This window comes from Methanofollis tationis, assembly GCF_013377755.1.
GTDB classification, from domain to species: Archaea; Halobacteriota; Methanomicrobia; order Methanomicrobiales; family Methanofollaceae; genus Methanofollis; species Methanofollis tationis.
Genome location: NZ_JABXWR010000001.1, coordinates 2091565 through 2108620 on the forward strand (window position 1 = coordinate 2091565; position 17056 = coordinate 2108620).

Annotated in this window: 14 protein-coding genes; 5 read left to right on the forward strand and 9 right to left on the reverse strand. The window is 59.4% G+C overall.

The window, feature by feature from the left end:
• Positions 1–85: 85 nt before the first annotated feature.
• Entirely contained in the window at positions 86–1246 is a 1161-nt protein-coding gene (locus HWN36_RS10905; RefSeq protein ID WP_246269906.1) for a hypothetical protein, read from the forward strand.
• A 312-nt stretch (positions 1247–1558) separates the two neighbouring features.
• On the opposite strand, the gene HWN36_RS10910 is transcribed toward HWN36_RS10905, so the two are convergent.
• Positions 1559–1777, reverse strand: a complete 219-nt coding sequence (locus HWN36_RS10910; protein WP_176789409.1) for a hypothetical protein — start codon at positions 1775–1777, stop codon at positions 1559–1561.
• A gap of 105 nt (positions 1778–1882) precedes the next feature.
• Here HWN36_RS10910 and HWN36_RS10915 point away from each other — a divergent pair, with 105 nt between their 5' ends.
• The 3 genes from HWN36_RS10915 to HWN36_RS10925 all read left to right on the forward strand — a co-directional run bounded on the left by HWN36_RS10915 (position 1883) and on the right by HWN36_RS10925 (position 5812).
• On the forward strand, positions 1883–2302 hold the full coding sequence (locus HWN36_RS10915) for an EVE domain-containing protein (protein WP_176789410.1): 420 nt from the start codon (positions 1883–1885) through the stop codon (positions 2300–2302).
• 95 nt (positions 2303–2397) lie between these two features.
• Complete coding sequence (locus tag HWN36_RS10920) at positions 2398–4080, forward strand: AMP-binding protein (RefSeq protein WP_176789411.1); 1683 nt, start codon at positions 2398–2400, stop codon at positions 4078–4080.
• Positions 4081–4162: 82 nt separating this feature from the next.
• Entirely contained in the window at positions 4163–5812 is a 1650-nt protein-coding gene (locus HWN36_RS10925; RefSeq protein ID WP_394354416.1) for an acyl-CoA synthetase, read from the forward strand.
• Positions 5813–6074: 262 nt separating this feature from the next.
• Here HWN36_RS10925 and mmp10 read toward each other — a convergent pair whose 3' ends face one another.
• Together mmp10 and HWN36_RS10935 are read right to left on the reverse strand one after the other, a co-directional pair.
• Positions 6075–7307: a methyl coenzyme M reductase-arginine methyltransferase Mmp10 gene (mmp10, locus tag HWN36_RS10930; protein ID WP_176789413.1), complete on the reverse strand. Its 1233-nt coding sequence runs from the start codon at positions 7305–7307 to the stop codon at positions 6075–6077.
• A gap of 105 nt (positions 7308–7412) precedes the next feature.
• On the reverse strand, positions 7413–8999 hold the full coding sequence (locus HWN36_RS10935; protein ID WP_176789414.1) for a hypothetical protein: 1587 nt from the start codon (positions 8997–8999) through the stop codon (positions 7413–7415).
• 174 nt (positions 9000–9173) lie between these two features.
• On the opposite strand from HWN36_RS10935, the gene HWN36_RS10940 reads away from it, so the two are divergent.
• Entirely contained in the window at positions 9174–10475 is a 1302-nt protein-coding gene (locus HWN36_RS10940) for a hypothetical protein (RefSeq protein WP_176789415.1), read from the forward strand.
• 454 nt (positions 10476–10929) lie between these two features.
• Here HWN36_RS10940 and HWN36_RS10945 read toward each other — a convergent pair whose 3' ends face one another.
• Genes HWN36_RS10945 through HWN36_RS10970 form a run of 6 tightly spaced genes read right to left on the reverse strand, consistent with a single transcriptional unit; the run spans position 10930 to position 17056 of the window.
• Entirely contained in the window at positions 10930–11712 is a 783-nt protein-coding gene (locus HWN36_RS10945) for a hypothetical protein (protein ID WP_218133227.1), read from the reverse strand.
• Positions 11709–12176, reverse strand: coding sequence for a hypothetical protein (locus HWN36_RS10950; protein WP_176789417.1), 468 nt, complete (start codon positions 12174–12176; stop codon positions 11709–11711). Before HWN36_RS10950 ends, HWN36_RS10945 begins: the two co-directional genes overlap by 4 nt.
• Complete coding sequence (locus HWN36_RS12285; protein ID WP_176789418.1) at positions 12173–13480, reverse strand: DUF58 domain-containing protein; 1308 nt, start codon at positions 13478–13480, stop codon at positions 12173–12175. The genes HWN36_RS10950 and HWN36_RS12285 overlap by 4 nt, the downstream gene beginning before the upstream one ends.
• Complete coding sequence (locus tag HWN36_RS10960) at positions 13481–14455, reverse strand: AAA family ATPase (RefSeq protein WP_176789419.1); 975 nt, start codon at positions 14453–14455, stop codon at positions 13481–13483.
• A complete protein-coding gene (locus HWN36_RS10965; protein WP_176789420.1) occupies positions 14452–15351 on the reverse strand; it encodes a DUF4350 domain-containing protein in 900 nt (299 codons plus the stop codon). The genes HWN36_RS10960 and HWN36_RS10965 overlap by 4 nt, the downstream gene beginning before the upstream one ends.
• The gene (locus tag HWN36_RS10970; RefSeq protein WP_176789421.1) at positions 15338–17056 is read right to left on the reverse strand and encodes a carboxypeptidase-like regulatory domain-containing protein; all 1719 of its coding nucleotides are present in this window, start codon (positions 17054–17056) and stop codon (positions 15338–15340) included. Before HWN36_RS10970 ends, HWN36_RS10965 begins: the two co-directional genes overlap by 14 nt.

A 17056-nucleotide genomic window follows, 5' to 3' on the forward strand; every position in this document is an offset into this window, starting at 1 on the left:
GTCGGGATTGCCCGTAAAACTATATACCCGCCGACCGACCAACACACCGGAAAGACAGGAACATCAAATGGTATCGAATAACGGAATGGAGATGGTGGAGTGGCTGCGCGCGCACCTCAATGCGATCACGCCGACACGCACCCAGGCCCTGAAAGCCACGCGCCATCTCCGCAAGTCCGAGAAGAAGAACTTATTTTCAGAGGACATCTCCCTGATGAGAACCGCCGAAGGGCGGTGGTATGAAGGGGTCATCTATGAGGCCCTGCTTGAGACGGTCGCGGACTGCAACCTGGTCAAGGGCGTCGTCAGAAAAGGCGCCGACGCCCCCTATATCAGGCAGAAGATCACGCAGGAACAGAACGGCACCTTCTACTCCAATTACGGCGATATCAAGGTCCGCGGCAACGGCCAGGACCTCGCAGAGTTCGACCTGATGTTCCTTGACGTCCAGAACACCGTCGGCTTCGGCGAGATCGTCACCTCCCCCTCGGACTTAAAAGAGTTCGAGCAGGAGATCATCTTCAAAAAACGGCTGATCGGCTACCTCTTCGGGCAGCCGATCGTCCCGTTCATCCTGGTCTCCTCGGTGGACATCTCGCGCAACTCTATCGTGCAGCGGCTGATGAAGGAGCCTGAATCGGTGCTGATCACCACCTCGTCCTGCGAGGAGATCAAACGGGTGCTCAGCCAGCGGGAGATCCGCTACCAGCCGAGAAAGCCCATCGCCCACCCGAAACTTCTCCACCTGGCCGACATCCATACCAGGCGCTCCTTCGACTACCGCAAACTCCACGACGAGCGGAGGGACCGGATGCTCGAACTGATGGATGCGGGCGCCACCCCCGCCGATCTCCTTAAACCCGACGAGATCCCCCCGATCGTAAAAAAGATCGTCTTCGGCGGGCTCTACCCGCCGGCAATACGCCTGCTCTGTCAGAAGAGCGCCATCACCATGAGGGGCGAGGCCCTCACCTACGAGAGCATCATGAGGGACTTCTCCAAGGTGATCCTCGCTGTAAACCTCCCCGACCTCCGCCCGATCCTGTACTTCAGATCGCGCAAGAAAAAAGAGTACTTCAAGATGGTCCCGGCAAAAATCGGCGGGTTCAAGTACGAAAGCCGGCGCACACCCCATATGGCGGGCTTTTTCCTCTGGCTTGAAAGCACGCGCCCCACCCTGGGCACAAAGATGACGAAGACGCTCATCGAGTATTTCGTCGAGGGCGAGGCCGCCGGGAAGAGGTGATCCCGGACCGGGAGGCAGCAGGCCCCCCCGGTGACAGGGTACCCAATTTTTCCCTCCATGGGTGATCATCAGCGGGAGTAACCAGCCCCGATAGACGCGATAGGCCGCGAAGACAGAAACACCCCCCATCCCTTCGCGGCTTCGCGTGAGATCCGCACTGCTCCTCAGGCATGGATGACCTGCCGCATGCCTGAGGCTCTCCTGGAAAAACGACAAAGCTACAGGCCAGAGCGTATGCTCCTCCTGATCCGGGGTCAGACGAGGGTTTCAATGGCTATGAGTCAAAAAAGAAAAAACGTCCCCTGTCACCTCTCATATGACAGGGGTTTCCCCGAAGACCTTCAGCGACGAGGGTGCGAACTTCTTCACCTGATCGTAGAAATAGCGCACATACACCGGATCCGAATCGTCGATCGCCCCCTGGATCGTTCTTCTCAGCCAGTCAGGGAACTCCTTTCCCTCCTCGAGTGCGTTCATGATCACGACCACGGCCTCATCCACATCTTTGTTGCTTACCCATTTGTACGGCATACTATCCCTCCCGTATGGGGCGATTACAGGTGCACCTTATTTAATTGTTTCGCAGCGCCCGACCACATCCGAAACATATTAATAGAGCATCGCCGATCACCATCCATGACCTGCTGGATAGGCATTTCTGAGGGGAAAGCGCCGGAAATTGTCCGGGAAAAACGCATCTGGGGTGTTGCACAGCGCCATGCCGATACGATCAGCAAAGTGCATCTCGGCGATCGGATCATCCTCTGCGCACGGGACATGGGAGCCCCCTCCCTTTTTGGCGTCTATGAGGTCATATCTGAACTCTTCGTCAACCAGACGCCCATCTTCGGAGACGTCGGCGAAGTCTACCCCCTGCGGCTGAAACTCAGGCCGGTAACCCTCTTCGACCACCCCCTCCCGCTCGCCTCCATCGCCGGCGACCTCGAAACCTTTGCCGGTTCTGCAGACTGGGAGGCTGATCTCCAGGAAACAGTGATGCGGGCAATCCCCGACACCGACTGCACGCGTCTGATCGCCGCCGCCGGCAGATCCTGACACTTCATCTCCTTTTTTTTCAGGGCCACACACGAGCGCACAACATTAGTGAACTTAAAAAACGCTGACGCGCCATACCTATACGGACCAATCCCATGGCAGATCATAACATGGAAGACTACGAAGAGACCAGTGCGTCTTTTTCCATTGACGTCCCCGAAGCGTTCAACTTCGGCTACGACGTCATCGACGCCTGGGCCAGAAAAGACCGGAACCGCCTGGCCATGATCTGGGTTGACCAGAAAGGCAACGAGAAGAAGTTCACCTTCAGGGACATGATGAACCTCTCGAACCAGGCGGCAAATATCCTTCTCAAATACGGCATCGGCAAAGGCGACCGTGTACTCCTCCTCCTCCCCAGAATCCCGGAGTGGTGGATCTTCGTCATCGCTCTCATCAAACTCGGCGCCGTATACTGTCCGTGCCCAACCCTCCTCACCCCCAAAGACCTCAAATACCGGATCCGGGCAGGAAAATTCAAGATGGTCATCACCGACCTGGAAAATACCTGGAAGATCGACGAGATCTGCCGGGAATGCCCGTCACTGCAGGTCAGGTTCCTGGCCGACGGCGAACTCGAGGGATGGGCGAGCTTCCCGTACGAACTGATCTACCCGGCGCCGGTCTCCCACCGCACCGTCTCGATGCCGGTGGCGAAAAAGACCCGCGCCACCGACCCGATGCTCATCTACTTCACCTCCGGCACCACCGGGGAACCCAAGATGGTCCTCCACAACAACGCCCATCCGCTCGGCCACATCATCACCGCAAAACTCTGGCAGGACCTCACCGAGCACGACCTCCATTTCACCCTCTCAGACACCGGATGGGCGAAATGCGGCTGGGGCAAAATCTTCGGGCAATGGATCGCCGGCGCTACGGTCTTCGTCTACGACATCAGGGGCAAGTTCTCGGCGACCGAGATCCTCCCGATCCTTGAGAAATACGAGGTGACCACCTTCTGCGCCCCGCCGACGGTCTACCGGATGCTGATCCTGGCCGACCTCAAGAAATACGACCTCAGGGAACTGCGCCACTGCACCAGCGCCGGCGAACCCTTAAACCCCGAGGTAATCCGCATCTGGCAGGAAGGCACCGGCCTCACGATCAGGGAAGGCTACGGCCAGACCGAGACGGTCTGCGCCATCGCCTCCTTCCCGTGCATGAAACCGAAATTCGGGTCGATGGGCAAACCCTCGCCCGGCTGGCACATCGAGCTCCACACCGAGGAGGGCGATCCCTGCGAACCCTTCGAGGAAGGAAGGATCGCCATCTCCCTCAACCCGCGGCCGGTCGGCCTCATCGTGGAATACCTTGAGAACAAAGAAGCGAACGAGGAATCGTTCAAGAACGGCTGGTACTACACCGGCGACCGCGCCTATATGGACGACGAGGGCTATTTCTGGTTCGTCGGCCGGGACGACGATGTGATCAAGAGTTCCGGTTACCGTATCGGCCCCTTCGAGGTGGAATCGGCGCTGATGGAGCACCCGGCCGTACAGGAATGCGCCGTCGTCGGATCCCCCGACCTGATCCGCGGCCTGATCGTCAAGGCGTTCGTCGTCCTCAACGCCGGTTTCGAACCCTCGGAGCAGCTTGTAAAAGAACTGCAAAAGCACGTCAAGAGGACGACCGCCCCGTACAAGTACCCGCGCACCGTCGAGTTCGTGGACGAACTCCCCAAGACCATCTCCGGCAAGATAAAACGCAAAGAACTGAAGATGAAGGAGATGCAGCAGTTTGAAAACGGTCAGACGGGCGACCGCCCTGCCGCCTGACCCCACCTCTTTTTTAATCGCGCCCCTTATCTACCTGCCCTCCAAATCTAGTACCGCTATGCAAGACGCCGAGCATACTGCAATGAATTACGAGGACGTCTATGCCTCCTACCATGCGGAGGTGCCGGAGTACTTCAACTTCGGCTTCGACGTCGTCGATATGTGGGCAAAGAAAGACCGCAACCGCCTGGCGATGATCTGGGCCGACCAGGAAGGGCATGAAAAGTTCTACACCTTCCGCCACCTGATGAACCTCTCCAACCAGGCGGCGAACATGCTCCTCAAGTACGGCATCAACAAGGGCGACCGGATCATCATCATGCTCCACCGCATTCCTGAGTGGTGGATCTTTGCCACAGCAGCGATTAAACTCGGCGTTGTATTCTGCCCGACACCGACGATGCTGACGGCCAAGGACCTGAAGTACCGGGTGAACGCCGGCAAGTTCAAGATGGTCGTCACCGACCTGGAGAACGCCGCAAAGGTGAACGAGATCTGCGACCAGTGCCCCTCCCTCGTCTCCCGCTTCGTGGTGGACGGGGAGCTTCCCGGCTGGGTCAGTTACCACCAGGAGCTCACCTACCCGGCCCCGGTCTCGTCCCAGCTGATCAAACTCCCTGGCATGAAGAGGACCCGCTCGACCGATCCGATGCTCATCTTCTTCTCCTCGGGCACGACGGGCGAGCCGAAGATGGTCCTCCACAACCATGCATACCCGATCGGGCACATCATCACCGGCCGGTTCTGGCTCGACCTCAAGCAGAACGATCTCCACTTCACCCTCGCCGACACCGGTTGGGGGAAGTCCTCCTGGGGCAAGTTCTTCGGGCCGTGGATGCAGGGCGCCTGCACCCTCGTCTACGATATCCGCGGCAAGTTCAAAGCGACCGAACTCCTGCCGGTGCTGGAGAAGTACGAGGTGACCACCTTCTGCGCCCCGCCGACGGTCTACCGGATGCTGATCCTGGCCGATCTCGGCAAGTTCGACTTCTCCCAGCTCCGTCACTGCGTGAGCGCCGGCGAGCCCATGAACCCCGAGGTGATCAGGGCGTGGAAGGAAGGCACCGGGCTTACCATCTACGAGGGCTACGGCCAGACTGAGACGGTGCTCTGCATCGGGACGTTCCCGGGCATGGAGGTGAAGCAGGGGTCGATGGGCCGCCCGGCACCAGGCTGGCGGATCGAGCTCCACGACGACGACGGGCAGCCGGTGCCGGTCGGTGAGGAGGGGCGGATCGCCATCTGGGCCGAACCGCGGCCGCCCGGCATGTTCCTCTCGTACATCGACAACGATGCGGCGAACGCCGACGCCTTCTGCGGGGACTGGTATTACACCGGCGACAAGGCCTACATGGATGCAGACGGCTATTTCTGGTTTGTTGGCCGCGCCGACGACGTGATCAAGAGTTCCGGCTACCGGATCGGCCCCTTCGAGGTGGAGTCGGCCCTGATGGAGCACCCGGCCGTGCAGGAGTGCGCCGTCGTCGGGTCGCCCGACGTCATCCGCGGCATGATCGTCAAGGCGTTCGTCATCCTCGCCCCGGGCTTTGTGCCCTCTGAGACCCTGGTCAAGGAGATCCAGCGGTTCGTGAAGAACACGACCGCCCCGTACAAGTACCCGCGCGCGATCGAGTTCGTGGACGAACTCCCCAAGACGATCTCCGGCAAGATCCGGCGGAACGTCCTGCGGGAGCGCGAGAACGAGCGCTACAATTCGGTCAGGGAAGACTGAAAAAATATCTCTTTTTTCTGGCTCTGGAGAAATCCCGTTCTGGGGGACCGGTGCCGGGGGGCTGAATACCCCATCATTGAGAGGGAGACGTGTAGCCTCTCAGGATCTCTGCCTTCCCGGGCCAATCCGCACGGACGGGGGTAAGAACCCCGGGGGCAGGGATGCCGGGAAGCCGCGAAGGAGCGGGAAAATGTGTTCGGGATCGCCACGCGGGCTCTCCGGTCTATCGCGTGAATCGAGGGCCGTATAGGTGTCGGCCCCTCTATCTTCTCCGGCCGTTCTGGTTGATGCAGTGGATCAGGGCGGAAAACCCTTCCATCTCCATCTGGAGGACCTCGTTTTTGTTCATGCCCATGGAGGTTTCGGCGTCGGCGGTGAGCATATCGGGCCCCCGCAGCACGGTCCTGATCCTCCCGTCGGCGCTCAGGAGGTCTGACGCCTGCCGGTCGTGGACGAAACAGCGGCCCGGAAGGATCACGGTCTCCTCGAGGTCGGAGAGGTCGAGGCCCCTGAGGTCATCGAGGGTGATCAGGCATGCGATCTCCTTCGCCACCGGGACGACCTCGCACCCCCCGCCGCAGGCATCGAGCACCCGCCTGATAGAGGGCGCCGCCACGCTCCCGGTGATCACCGATGCGGAGGCCCGCACCGCCGGGAGTTTCGCGAGGAGGTCGGGCTCCCCCAGGATGGCGAACGGCGACCCGATCTCGGGATCCCAGAGCGGGGTGCCGCTGATCTTCAGGGCGTACCTCTCATTGAGGGCGGTCACCCGCTCCCTGAACGCCTCGACGCTCTCGACCGGCTGGCCCGGGATAAGCGGGGCGTTGCCCAGGATCAGGCCCTGCTCGGTGGTGTTTGCAAACCGCATCAGGATCAGCCCCTTTGCCCCGGCCTCGTCGAGCCATGCGCAGGTCTGCTCCAGGTCGGCGCCGTCGTTGACGCCCGGCATGACCACGGCGGCGGCATAGACGTCGATCTCCTCGCACAACCTCCTCATGACCGCAAGAGACGCCTCAGGCGTCGGGTCATGCATATACCGTTTCCTGAGGGCCGGATTGGCGGAAAAGATCGTGTACGACACCTCGGTCAGTCCGTTATCGATCAGAAAATCGGCAATGGACGGGTCGTCGAACCCCTTGCCGCTGGTATAGCCGATATGGAGCGGAGCCTCCATGCTCCCCAGGAGTTCGATCAGGTCTACAAACTCAGGATAACAACTCGGATCCCCGCCCCCGCTGATCGTAACCCTGGTGATATCGTCCGGGAGCATCTGCAGGCTGGCCAGGATATCGTCTGCAACGGCGGACAGTGGCTTGAACCCCCTGTACTGCTCTTTAACGCCCCTGCTGCAGTAATCGCACCCTACCCTGAACGGGGGGCAGTACCGGCACCCAAGGGGTGCGACGTCCCTGACATGCCTGAAATAACAGTATTCGCAGAACCCCCGGCAGTCCACACCGGGCCGTCCGCCAAGGTCCACGGTCAGCTGAGCCATCTGCTAATCTTTTCTCTCTCCGTGTGGTTAAAGGCTTGCGACACCGCCCGGCCGCGCCGAAGGATCACAAAAACAAAAAAAAGGATGGGGCGGTTTTCTGCCGCTCTATCTGAGCCGGTTGCGGGTGAGCATCATGCCAGCCGCTCCCAGGACAATAAGCCCGATCACGGTATAACCGAGGGTTGTCGGGGTGAGACTTACCCCGCCGAAGGGGTTTGCCGTGCTGGCCGGTTCCGCTCCGATCGCAGCAGCGTTTGCAACATTCATCTCCCGAACCGATGCATCGCCAGCTGCCGATGCCGAACTTTCCGCACCTTCTCCCTCTGCGTCACTCCCGTCTCCAGACAGGCTCTCGATCTCTGCAACGTTCAGATTGACGTTTGCATTTGCTGCATTGGAATCTTTGCCTGCCAGGACCTTTCTGGTCCTGGAGATGTCCAGGTCACCCCAATCGGTGTTGTCGGATTCGTAATACGATGCCGCTCCTCCGTTTCCAGAACCGATGGCGACCTCCTTCTGGTCGAGTGCAACGACCGAGCCGTCGCCGCCGACGCCGAGAAGGATCACATTGTAGGTCCCGTCACCGAGAGCCAGGAGCGCCGCTGCCGGCACCGTCACCTGCCCTCCGGCTTCGGCCCCTGCGATCCCGTAGCCGGTCGAGATCGGGATGACCGAGTTGACGTCGTCGGGCGCCTGCGCCGCACCGTCGACGATCAGTGCCACCTGGATCGGGCTGTTTGCATAGGTGTGGCCTGGCACCTGCTGTTTGAGGAAATCAAAGAGACAGGAGACCGTGATCGTCGGGTGGTTCTTCAGGGCCTTGAGGCTCTCTGAGTTCACACTCATTTCAGCATCGAAGACGGCGTTCTTCCGCACGATCAGGTAGGCGCACGCCGCCACATTGTCCCCGTCCTCAAAGGAGAGTGCGGCATCTCCGCCGTCCTCCCACGTGCCGGGTGTGGTGCTCCCGTTCCAGGTGAGGCTGCGGTCTCCGTCCATGACGATCACCGCCGCCATACCGAGGACGATGATCTTCTTTGCATCGGGATCGTACCTGAAGATGTAACAGGCGTACTCGCCTGCCTCGGGTAGGGCCTCAGGGTAGACGGCCCCCATCATCTGCGCGAGGGCGGCGTCGCCGGTGTACGCGTCAAGGTCCACCTCGGTCGCCTTCAGCGTCTTTGCGAAGTTGCTCGGGTCGTAATCGCCGGGATTGACGCTGCCCCACAGGATATAGGAGTTCGTCTGCGGGTTGCAGTAGATGATCCCGCCATCGGTGTACATGTACATCGCATCGGTCGAGGTCAGCAGGCTTTTGATATCCATGAGGTTGTCGGCGTCAGGAATATCCGGCACCTTGATCAGAAGAATATTTCCTGTCTCGCCGGGCACATCTGCATTGATCGTCGGGATCACCGGCGTGGAGTAGAGATGGTAGGTATTCAGACCTGACCGGTCAACCTCGCCGACCGTATTTACCGAGATAGTAAACCCTTCAATCTTAATGGTCGCGGCGGGATAATCACGTTTGATGTACCTGATCTCCGGGCCTGCTATGCTTTTCAGATCGTTCTCGCCGGTTGCGGCAAGTTCGACATGCGATACCGATGGATCAAGCAGATCGATCACGTCGATCCCCTGAACCTCAACTCCTTTATAGGTGAATGACTGACTGCCAGATACTGTGACCACAGGTGCCACTGCTGAGACAACTGTTATCATTCCGCAGATCAGGACCAGAAGGAGCATAATACGTATGGACGCTACGCTATACTCTGAGGTTATCTTCATCACGTTCCCCCGTAACCCAAGTAACATTTATAATATATAATGCTTACTATCTCCCGTAATCAGGGGGACGGAAAATTGCGTTTCAGAATTGCTATTATTGCCCAGATTATCCTTCTGGCAGGTATCGTCGCTGGATGCAGTGCGGTCAGCATCGCCGTATCGCCTGACGCTGTCGAGGCCGGGGATCAGATCACCATACAGGTGAAGGATCTTCCTGACCGGGTGTCATTTGCCATCCTTGTTGAAGGTCGATTCGATGTCGGTTCAGGAGAGCGGTTCGTATTTGAAGTGGACAATTTCCAGATGCCTCTCTCTCTGAGCGGCGGATGGATCTCTGCCTCGACGCAGAACACGGTCTATACGACACTCTCCACGTATATCAACGGGAATACGATCAATGTGGGAGGGCCCTCGAAAGGTGGTGTCTTCACGTTCACCAGGGAGGAAAATATCCCGGCAGGAACCTATGACTATTTCAGGCTCCAGGGGCAGGCCATGCCCGACGCCTCGGCGGTCGTCGCCCAGTTTCGCCTGACCGGGACCAAGACCGGGCCCTCTGATAGCCAGATCACCTTTGTCGTAAACGGGGTGGAGGAGGGATCGAGCAGGATCGTTGTCAGCATCGATGGAAAGGACGTCTTTGAAAAGACCATACCCATCGGAGATGGGGCGCCCACCACCGACCCGACCACACCGCCCACGACTTCACCGACCACGTCGCCTACAACGTCGCCTACAACGTCGCCTACAACGTCGCCCACGACTTCACCGACGACGTCACCCCCATCATCGCCTACGACCTCACCGACCACCTCTCCTGGTCCGGGCGTGGTGTCGAGCGGCGGCTCGGACGGCGGCGGCATTCTTTCGACGACGACAGACCCTGAAGACGCCGTCCAGATCTGGTCTGAAAGTCTTGGCGCATGTATCGTGGGGTGCGCCCTTGAGAATGTCGCCCTTGTCGAGACCGATGCCGGGAATGTGCCTGAAGGGTGGCAGGTTATCGGCAGACCGGTATCAGTAACACCCGAAGGAGCGGTGTTTCCCGATGCCGCGCGTCTGCGGTTCGCCCTGCCCGAGGACCTGAGGAGCAGTTCTGCCCTTGTCTTCGTCGCCGCCTACATCGGTGAGAAATGGGAGATACTCCCCAGCACTCTCGAGAACAACATGGTCTGTACGGTGATCGCCGGTGGCGGAACCTTCTGCCCGATGCGTTTTGCCGATGCCGGGGCGACCGATGCCCCGACCGTCACTCAGGCCGGCACCTCTGCAACCGGGGCGCCGACGACAGCGGCACAGCAGCAGCCCCTGGGGCTGGCGGCGCTGGTCGGCTCTCTCGCAGTGGTGCTCCTCTGGAGAAGAGGATATCACAAATAACCTTTTTTTGGCTCTTCGCTCTTGTTCTGACACCTCCGTCTGACGCTGCTCAGGCGAATCAGGGTGGATGGGGAATGCCCTCCCATGAGAGGCTGCAAAGGTTTTCAGACGTGCCTCTCTCGGCGCGAAAAGACGCAGGGGTGTGGGGAGCGTTTCTGCGCTTTGTTTCTTCTCGCCTATAGCGCCTTCGCGTGAGTATAATCAGGGCTCCGGTGCCGGAGCATCAGGAGGCATGTCCCGCGCTGACCTCAGGGATCGGATCAGATGGGGATTACCCGTGCGAAAAAACGAAGAAACAGTCCTTTAGAGATGCCTGGCGAAACCCCGGGATATTTCCCGATCGCCGATGGACGTCAGCATGACAGGAGGGTTTCTGCAGAGCCGAGGAACCCCCTTTTCAGGCTCTGCCGAACGGCGCGGTGCAGGGGGCGTACCTGAGCCGCGCATCTGCCTGTCAGGATGCGTCTGCAAAAGTATAGATCAGGGTGAGTTGTTTGTTTTTCTCGTCGGCCTCGGTCCGTGAGAGGGTGCAGGGCCTTCCGAGTCCTTCTGCAAGCATGCAGGCGATCAGGCTGCAGACCGGACACCCGATCATCGTGCAGCACTTCGGCGACTCGGCGCGCACGGCGTTGCAGCCGGAGAAGAGACGGTAGCGATCCAGCCTCACGACGATGCTCTCCCCGCTTCTCACGGCAGTCGTGCTCTCGGCGATCTCCAGTATGTCTGAGCAGACCTCCTTGATTGAAGCAAGCACCTTGGGCTCGCTGGACGGCACGACCAGCCCGGCATCTCTCCGGATCTGTTCGAGGAGGGGCAGCCCCTGCGGGATCATGACCAGTCCGGTCGAACCTTTTTCCGTCGCAAAGGAAAAATCGCCCTTGAGATCCGCGCCCTCAAATGATCCGGCCGGGACGAGCTGCAGAACCGAGGGTGAACCGCCTTTCTGCGGGATATAGATCCCGTCGCCCATCAGGCCGAGGTCCGATGCCACCCGGCTGAGGTTGATCGTCCCGGCAGCAGGAAGAATGCCCACATATGCCGGGTCCACAGGCTCACCTTTCGAGAGCGTCAGGACAAAGAGCCCGCCGACGAAACACGCGATCCCGCTCACGACCAGGACCGCTCCGGTCATGTCGCCCCTCCCTGTGACGAGGGCGACGACGATCACCAGGGCAGAGAGCCCGATCAGCACTGCACCGCTGAGGAAATAGTCATTGTACTCCTGTTTTTTCATCATTGTATCCCGACCTTTCTCTTCAGGCGGAGTTCGCCAAGCCACACGATTGCGACGGCGACGATCCCTGCACACGCCGCGCCGGAAAGAAGCGGCAGGGCATGAACGGCGCTGATCGCCCCCATGCCTGCGATCCCGACGATCACCCCGCCCAGAACCGCCCATCTGAGAACCGAAACCCGGCTTTCCCCTCCCCATCCGCTCAGCATCGCCGCCCAGAGCACGGTAACCTGGACCGGGACGATGAAGATGGGAGACGCCGCCGCCGTCGCCAGCACAAGCGGCTCTCCTGCGGCGAAAACCAGTATCCAGCCTTCGGACTCCCACTTTATCGAATAAATGGCGGCAAAAAGGTACACTATTGAAAATATACCCGAATAGATCCCCAGATTGGCATATGCAGCGATACCGGCTGCAACAATTGCCGGAAGGATCAGGACAGCCCATGCACCGGCCCCGGTGTTCATGCCGCCTCCGCCCCCGCTCTCTGATCGAACCCGATCCGTTCGAACACCCCCGTCTTCTCCTGACCTTTCTGTGCCCAGACCTCCACCGCTATCCCCTGGTGTTCTGCGATGCTGGTCACCAGACGAATATGGCTCTGATCTCCTGCGTTGCACGAGAAGATCTCGATGCGTCCGGGGTTGAGCCTCCAGAGCGCTCTGGCGACCTGCTCTTCAAAGACCGAGAGGCTCCTGCCGGCCAGAACCGCTGCGTAATATGCCGAGAGGTTGGCAAAGTATTTTTTAGAGTCGCTTTCCTCCCCTTCTTTTTTCACCATCTTTGAAAGGGCGGCGATCTCCATCTGCAGACCTGATGCCGGGCGTGAACGGTAAAACCATGTCTCCTGAATCGCGTCCCATGACGCCGGAATGGCACGCAGCACCCCGGCGTAATCGGTGTCTTTAGGGAGAAACGAGATGACTGCCGGCCCTTTTATGATCATGAGGGAGACCGACCCCGACTCCTGCATCCAGGTGGCGACCGCCGCCTGCACGGTATCGAGAAATGCCGAGCGCACCGCGGGATCCACCGGCACCTGCGGGATATCGACCAGGATCAGGGGGGGTGCAGTGACCTCTGCTGAATATTCCTTTATATAGAGGGTATCGTGTCTTGCCGTCATTTTCCAGTCGATGTTCCGGTAATCGTCGCCGTCGACAAATTTTCTGAACGACCTGACAAGGTCCGACGACACTGAGGAGAGTCGGCGCTCTTCAGACCCTCGCGTCTCGTGCCCTCCGCGGTGCGTCAGAAACAGCCTGTTCGGTTTGACCATAAACCCGGGCATCTGCATGGACTCCCCGGCAAATGTTGCCGATTTAGGAAAAAAATGGTCGGGCATATCGACCCTCACCCCGGCGAACCTGACCCGCCCCTCTGTCGGCACCGTCATGCGGTAGGTGGCTGTCTCTTCACCGTCAAACGGCCCCTGGACCTGAAGGGAGCAGGACCCCTCTATAAGCCGCGCCCCGACCGGCGGGAGATCCTCGATCAGCAGGGCGACTCCCTGCGGCACCCTGACCCTGACTTTTATCCCGACCTTGATCGAGGCGTCCTGTTTTACCACCTTTTTCTCCAGCGTGCGCTCGATGGAGAGCGATCCGGCAACTGTCCTGAAATGAAACGACGCTACGGCAGAGCGCGAGACCAGAAACATCCCCAGGGTACAGGCGCCAAGAGCGGCGGCAACGCTGTCGGCGAGGATCGAGAACCCTGCAAGTATGACGGTGAAGAGGAGCGCGGCCTGCACACTCCGGCCGACCTCCACCTACAGCACCTCAACCGCCGCAAGGATATCTTCGGTGACCTCGCCGGTCGTCACACCGCCGAGATCGGACTCCCGTCTCAGGATCAGGCGGTGGGGCAGGGCGAGCCGCGCGATCCGCTTAATGTCGTCAGGAATAACATAATCTCTCCCGCTCAGTGCAGCAAGGGCCTTGCTGCCGCGCACAAAGGCGATTGACGCCCTGGGGCTGGCGCCGAGCCAGATATCATCGTGTTTCCGTGTTTCGAGGACGATGTCCCTGATGTACCTGAGGATCGGCTCTTCAGCCCGCACACTCCTGGCCGTCCCGATGAAACGCCGGATCATACCGGGCGTAAGCACCGGGTCTATCGCCGACCGGTAGGCGTCCCAGTCGAGATAGCCTGTGCTCTCCCGTCTGATGATCTCAAGCTCCTCGTCGGCGTCAAGGTACCTGAGTTTTGTGCTGAACATGAACCGGTCCTTCTGGGCCTCGATGAGGGGGAAGGTGCCCTCGAACTCGTACGGGTTCTGGGTGGCAATCACGAAGAACGGATCGGAAAACTGGTGCGTAATCCCGTCGATCGTGGTCTGCCGCTCGCTCATCGCCTCGATGAAGGCGCTCTGCGTGCGCGGGCTGACCCGGTTGATCTCGTCGACCAGAATGAAATTGGAGAAGATCGGCCCTTTTTTCAGGACAAAATCCTTCTTCTCTGCATCATACATCCGCACCCCGACGATGTCGGCTGGCTGCATATCCACAGCGCATTGAATGCGTTTGAAATCACAGCCTGAAAGGGCTGCTACCGTCTTTGCAATGACGGTCTTGGCCGTGCCCGGCACTCCTTCAAGAAGGATATGCCCCTCGCTGAGCATGCTGACGAAGATCATCTCGATGAGAGGCGTATTGCCCACCACAAATTTTCCAATCTGCTCTGCAATCCTGGTATAAGACTTCGATATCGCTTTCAGATCATTCTCGATTGTTTCGCCTGTCATGATTGACACCCTGAACATACTCTTCTTCTCCACGCGATTCCGGCCACAAGAAGGCAGGCCCCCATGATCCCTGCCTGCAGGGGAGGCGACGCCTTCAGGTGTGCCAGAGCCTCCCCTATGCCCCCGGTTGCGGCGGTTGCGGAGTGGGCACTCTCCAGAATTGCGGTGTTCCGGTACGAGAGCAGATTTTCGGCGAAGATGGCGCCGTCTCCGGGCACGCCCCGCCCCAGCATTGTGTTGATCAGGATGCTCGGGTCTGCACAGACGATCACCTCTCCCCCGCCGATCGGCTGGCTGGAGATGAAGACGAACCTTCCCGAAGGTTCTCCCGCCTCCATCCGCCCGCTCCCGTCCAGGTCGTACCAGCTAAAGATACCCGAACTGACGAGGACCTCCCCTCCCATCACCTGTGCAGGGTGATTGAAGGCGATCGACGCCACACCTTCGAGCAGCGGGTGATCGCTCTCTGGATAGCCGTTCGGGAGGCGTGTATCTGCATACCCCGAGTCGAAACCTGCGATTTTGCCTGGAATAACTCTGATATCTGAACCGATTTCTTTGAGCAGTTTGTTTGACGCCCCTGACTCGTCAAAGATAAAAATCGTGTTGTTACCCTTAAGAAACGCTCTATAATCGCCGATCTCGCTATCAGAGATCTCTCCCTCCGGCGCGATCAGAAGAAGGACGGCGTCGCGGTAGTTCGGCAGGTCCGCAGTCTCGTGCAGGATCACGCCGCCTGCATCCTCCAGATTCCCGGCAAAGACTGAGGTGCCGTTCCACCCGATATTGTATCTGCTGAACTCGTGGTCGGTCGTGGAGAGGTGGAGGAAAAGGACAGAGACCGCCAGAAGAGCGATGGCGGCCGCTGCCATTCTGATGAACTTAATCCTGACCACCACCCATCGCCTCGGTGACGCTGCCATACCACCGCAACAGTGCCTCGGCCTGTCCGTACGAGGTTTTTTCGGTGCCGTAATGGGAATATTCGTACCTCCCGATAAATTCAGCAAGGTTTTTGGCCTCTGTCGCACCTGATGTAGCGCCAAGAATCTCCCGCGGCGTCCATGCGATGTAATTCCTGATCTCTGCCTTTCGTCCGATCCTGTCTGCGAGGGCGAGGTACAGGGTCCTTATCGCCTCTCCGTAGTCGCCGTTTCCAACGTGGAGCGCATACCGCCGCGCCACCTCGGCGGGCGACAGCACCTCGGCCACTGGTGCGGGTGGCGGGGCGGGCTGCCTGAGGACAGGAATTTCGTGACGGCTGATGGGAGTGGCACCTCTCTTTGAACGCTGTTCCCGTATGCTCCTGACCATGAACTCCAGCCCGAGCCCGAGGATCAGGATGACCGCACCCTTCATCACAAGGGAGGCAAATCCGATCCATGCATGGGGTACGTCCACGGTGACAGGGCCGCTGGCGGTATATGCAAAGGGGAGGGACTCGCCCGAGACGACTGCCCTCACCTCTCTGATTCCCGGATCCAGCAGGCCGGTGCAGGAGTAAACGCCCTTCTCATCGGTAAGCACCTGGATCGCCGCCCCTTCGTCTGGCACGATGGAGACCAGGGCGTTTGAAACCGGTCTGTCAAGGCTTGAGAGGGTGCCGGTGAAGAGAACGTTGTCCCCGGCCCCGTAATCCCCCTGTGTGGCCTCGAGTGTCAGGGCGGCCGGCGCCGGCACGATAGTGAACTCGATCACATCTGAGTACCTTCTGCCCCGGGAGGTATAGATCAGGTGTTTTCCCGTGCCAATCGCCGTTACCGGATAATAGGCCGTATATCTGCCGTTGATATCGGTGAACGTCGTTCCCCACAGGCGGCTGTCGATATAGATCCCGACCTCCTGCCCCGGGCTCCGGTACAGCGTCCCCGCGATCAGGATCTGATCGCCGAAGGTGGCGGTGGTCGGCTCTATGCCGAGGGTGAGAGGAAAGACATCGTTTTTCGGGATTGCATCCAGCCTGCTCTCCTGTGCGGCGTCGGTTTCGCCGACGACCGCGGCAAAATCGGTCACGCTCTGGTTGTATGAGGCGGTGGAGAGGCCGTAGCGGCTGCTCACACTCTGAAGGGGCGACTGCTGTGCGGCGTAGCGCTGATACGCCTCATTCATCTTCATCCTGAGCGCTTCTCCCTCGTAGGCAACTGAATAGAGCGCTTCAGGGTTCTCCTCGTCCCGGTATACCACCTCAAGGCTGGAGATCTCCTCAAAGCGTTTGCTCTCCTCAAAGAGGGTGGAAAGGGATTCAATGTTCTCCCTGTTGATATCCACGAACTCCCCGATCTCGCTCTCGGAAAGGTCCAGGTTGACGATGAGGCTGTTGAAGGACCTTGAGGCGGCCATATAGGCTTCCAGCTCGGTCTGGGCCGCTTTAAAATCCTTGTTTTTAATGTTCAGAACAATCGTTCCCGTGCTCTCGATCAGGTTGTCCATGGCAGGCACGACCGATCCTGCCCTGTTCTCCGCCGTTCTGGAGATGAGGGACGGATCGGCATGATGCGCCGTGAGAGAGGCGTTTTCGGCCGAGTACAGTATCGGCGAAGTGATCATGCTCCCGCAGATGAGGATGATCGCCAGGGATACCCCTGCCAGAACCCATTGCAT

What these genes read in the sequence shown, in the direction of transcription:
- HWN36_RS10920 (WP_176789411.1), top strand. Translation starts at nt 2,398, where the DNA reads ATGGCAGATCATAACATGGAAGACTACGAAGAGACCAGTGCGTCTTTT.
- HWN36_RS10970 (WP_176789421.1), bottom strand. Translation starts at nt 17,056, where the DNA reads ATGCAATGGGTTCTGGCAGGGGTATCCCTGGCGATCATCCTCATCTGC.
- HWN36_RS10905 (WP_246269906.1), top strand. Translation starts at nt 86, where the DNA reads ATGGAGATGGTGGAGTGGCTGCGCGCGCACCTCAATGCGATCACGCCG.
- HWN36_RS10925 (WP_394354416.1), top strand. Translation starts at nt 4,163, where the DNA reads ATGAATTACGAGGACGTCTATGCCTCCTACCATGCGGAGGTGCCGGAG.
- HWN36_RS10910 (WP_176789409.1), bottom strand. Translation starts at nt 1,777, where the DNA reads ATGCCGTACAAATGGGTAAGCAACAAAGATGTGGATGAGGCCGTGGTC.
- HWN36_RS10915 (WP_176789410.1), top strand. Translation starts at nt 1,883, where the DNA reads ATGACCTGCTGGATAGGCATTTCTGAGGGGAAAGCGCCGGAAATTGTC.
- mmp10 (WP_176789413.1), bottom strand. Translation starts at nt 7,307, where the DNA reads ATGGCTCAGCTGACCGTGGACCTTGGCGGACGGCCCGGTGTGGACTGC.
- HWN36_RS10945 (WP_218133227.1), bottom strand. Translation starts at nt 11,712, where the DNA reads ATGATGAAAAAACAGGAGTACAATGACTATTTCCTCAGCGGTGCAGTG.
- HWN36_RS10950 (WP_176789417.1), bottom strand. Translation starts at nt 12,176, where the DNA reads ATGAACACCGGGGCCGGTGCATGGGCTGTCCTGATCCTTCCGGCAATT.
- HWN36_RS10960 (WP_176789419.1), bottom strand. Translation starts at nt 14,455, where the DNA reads ATGACAGGCGAAACAATCGAGAATGATCTGAAAGCGATATCGAAGTCT.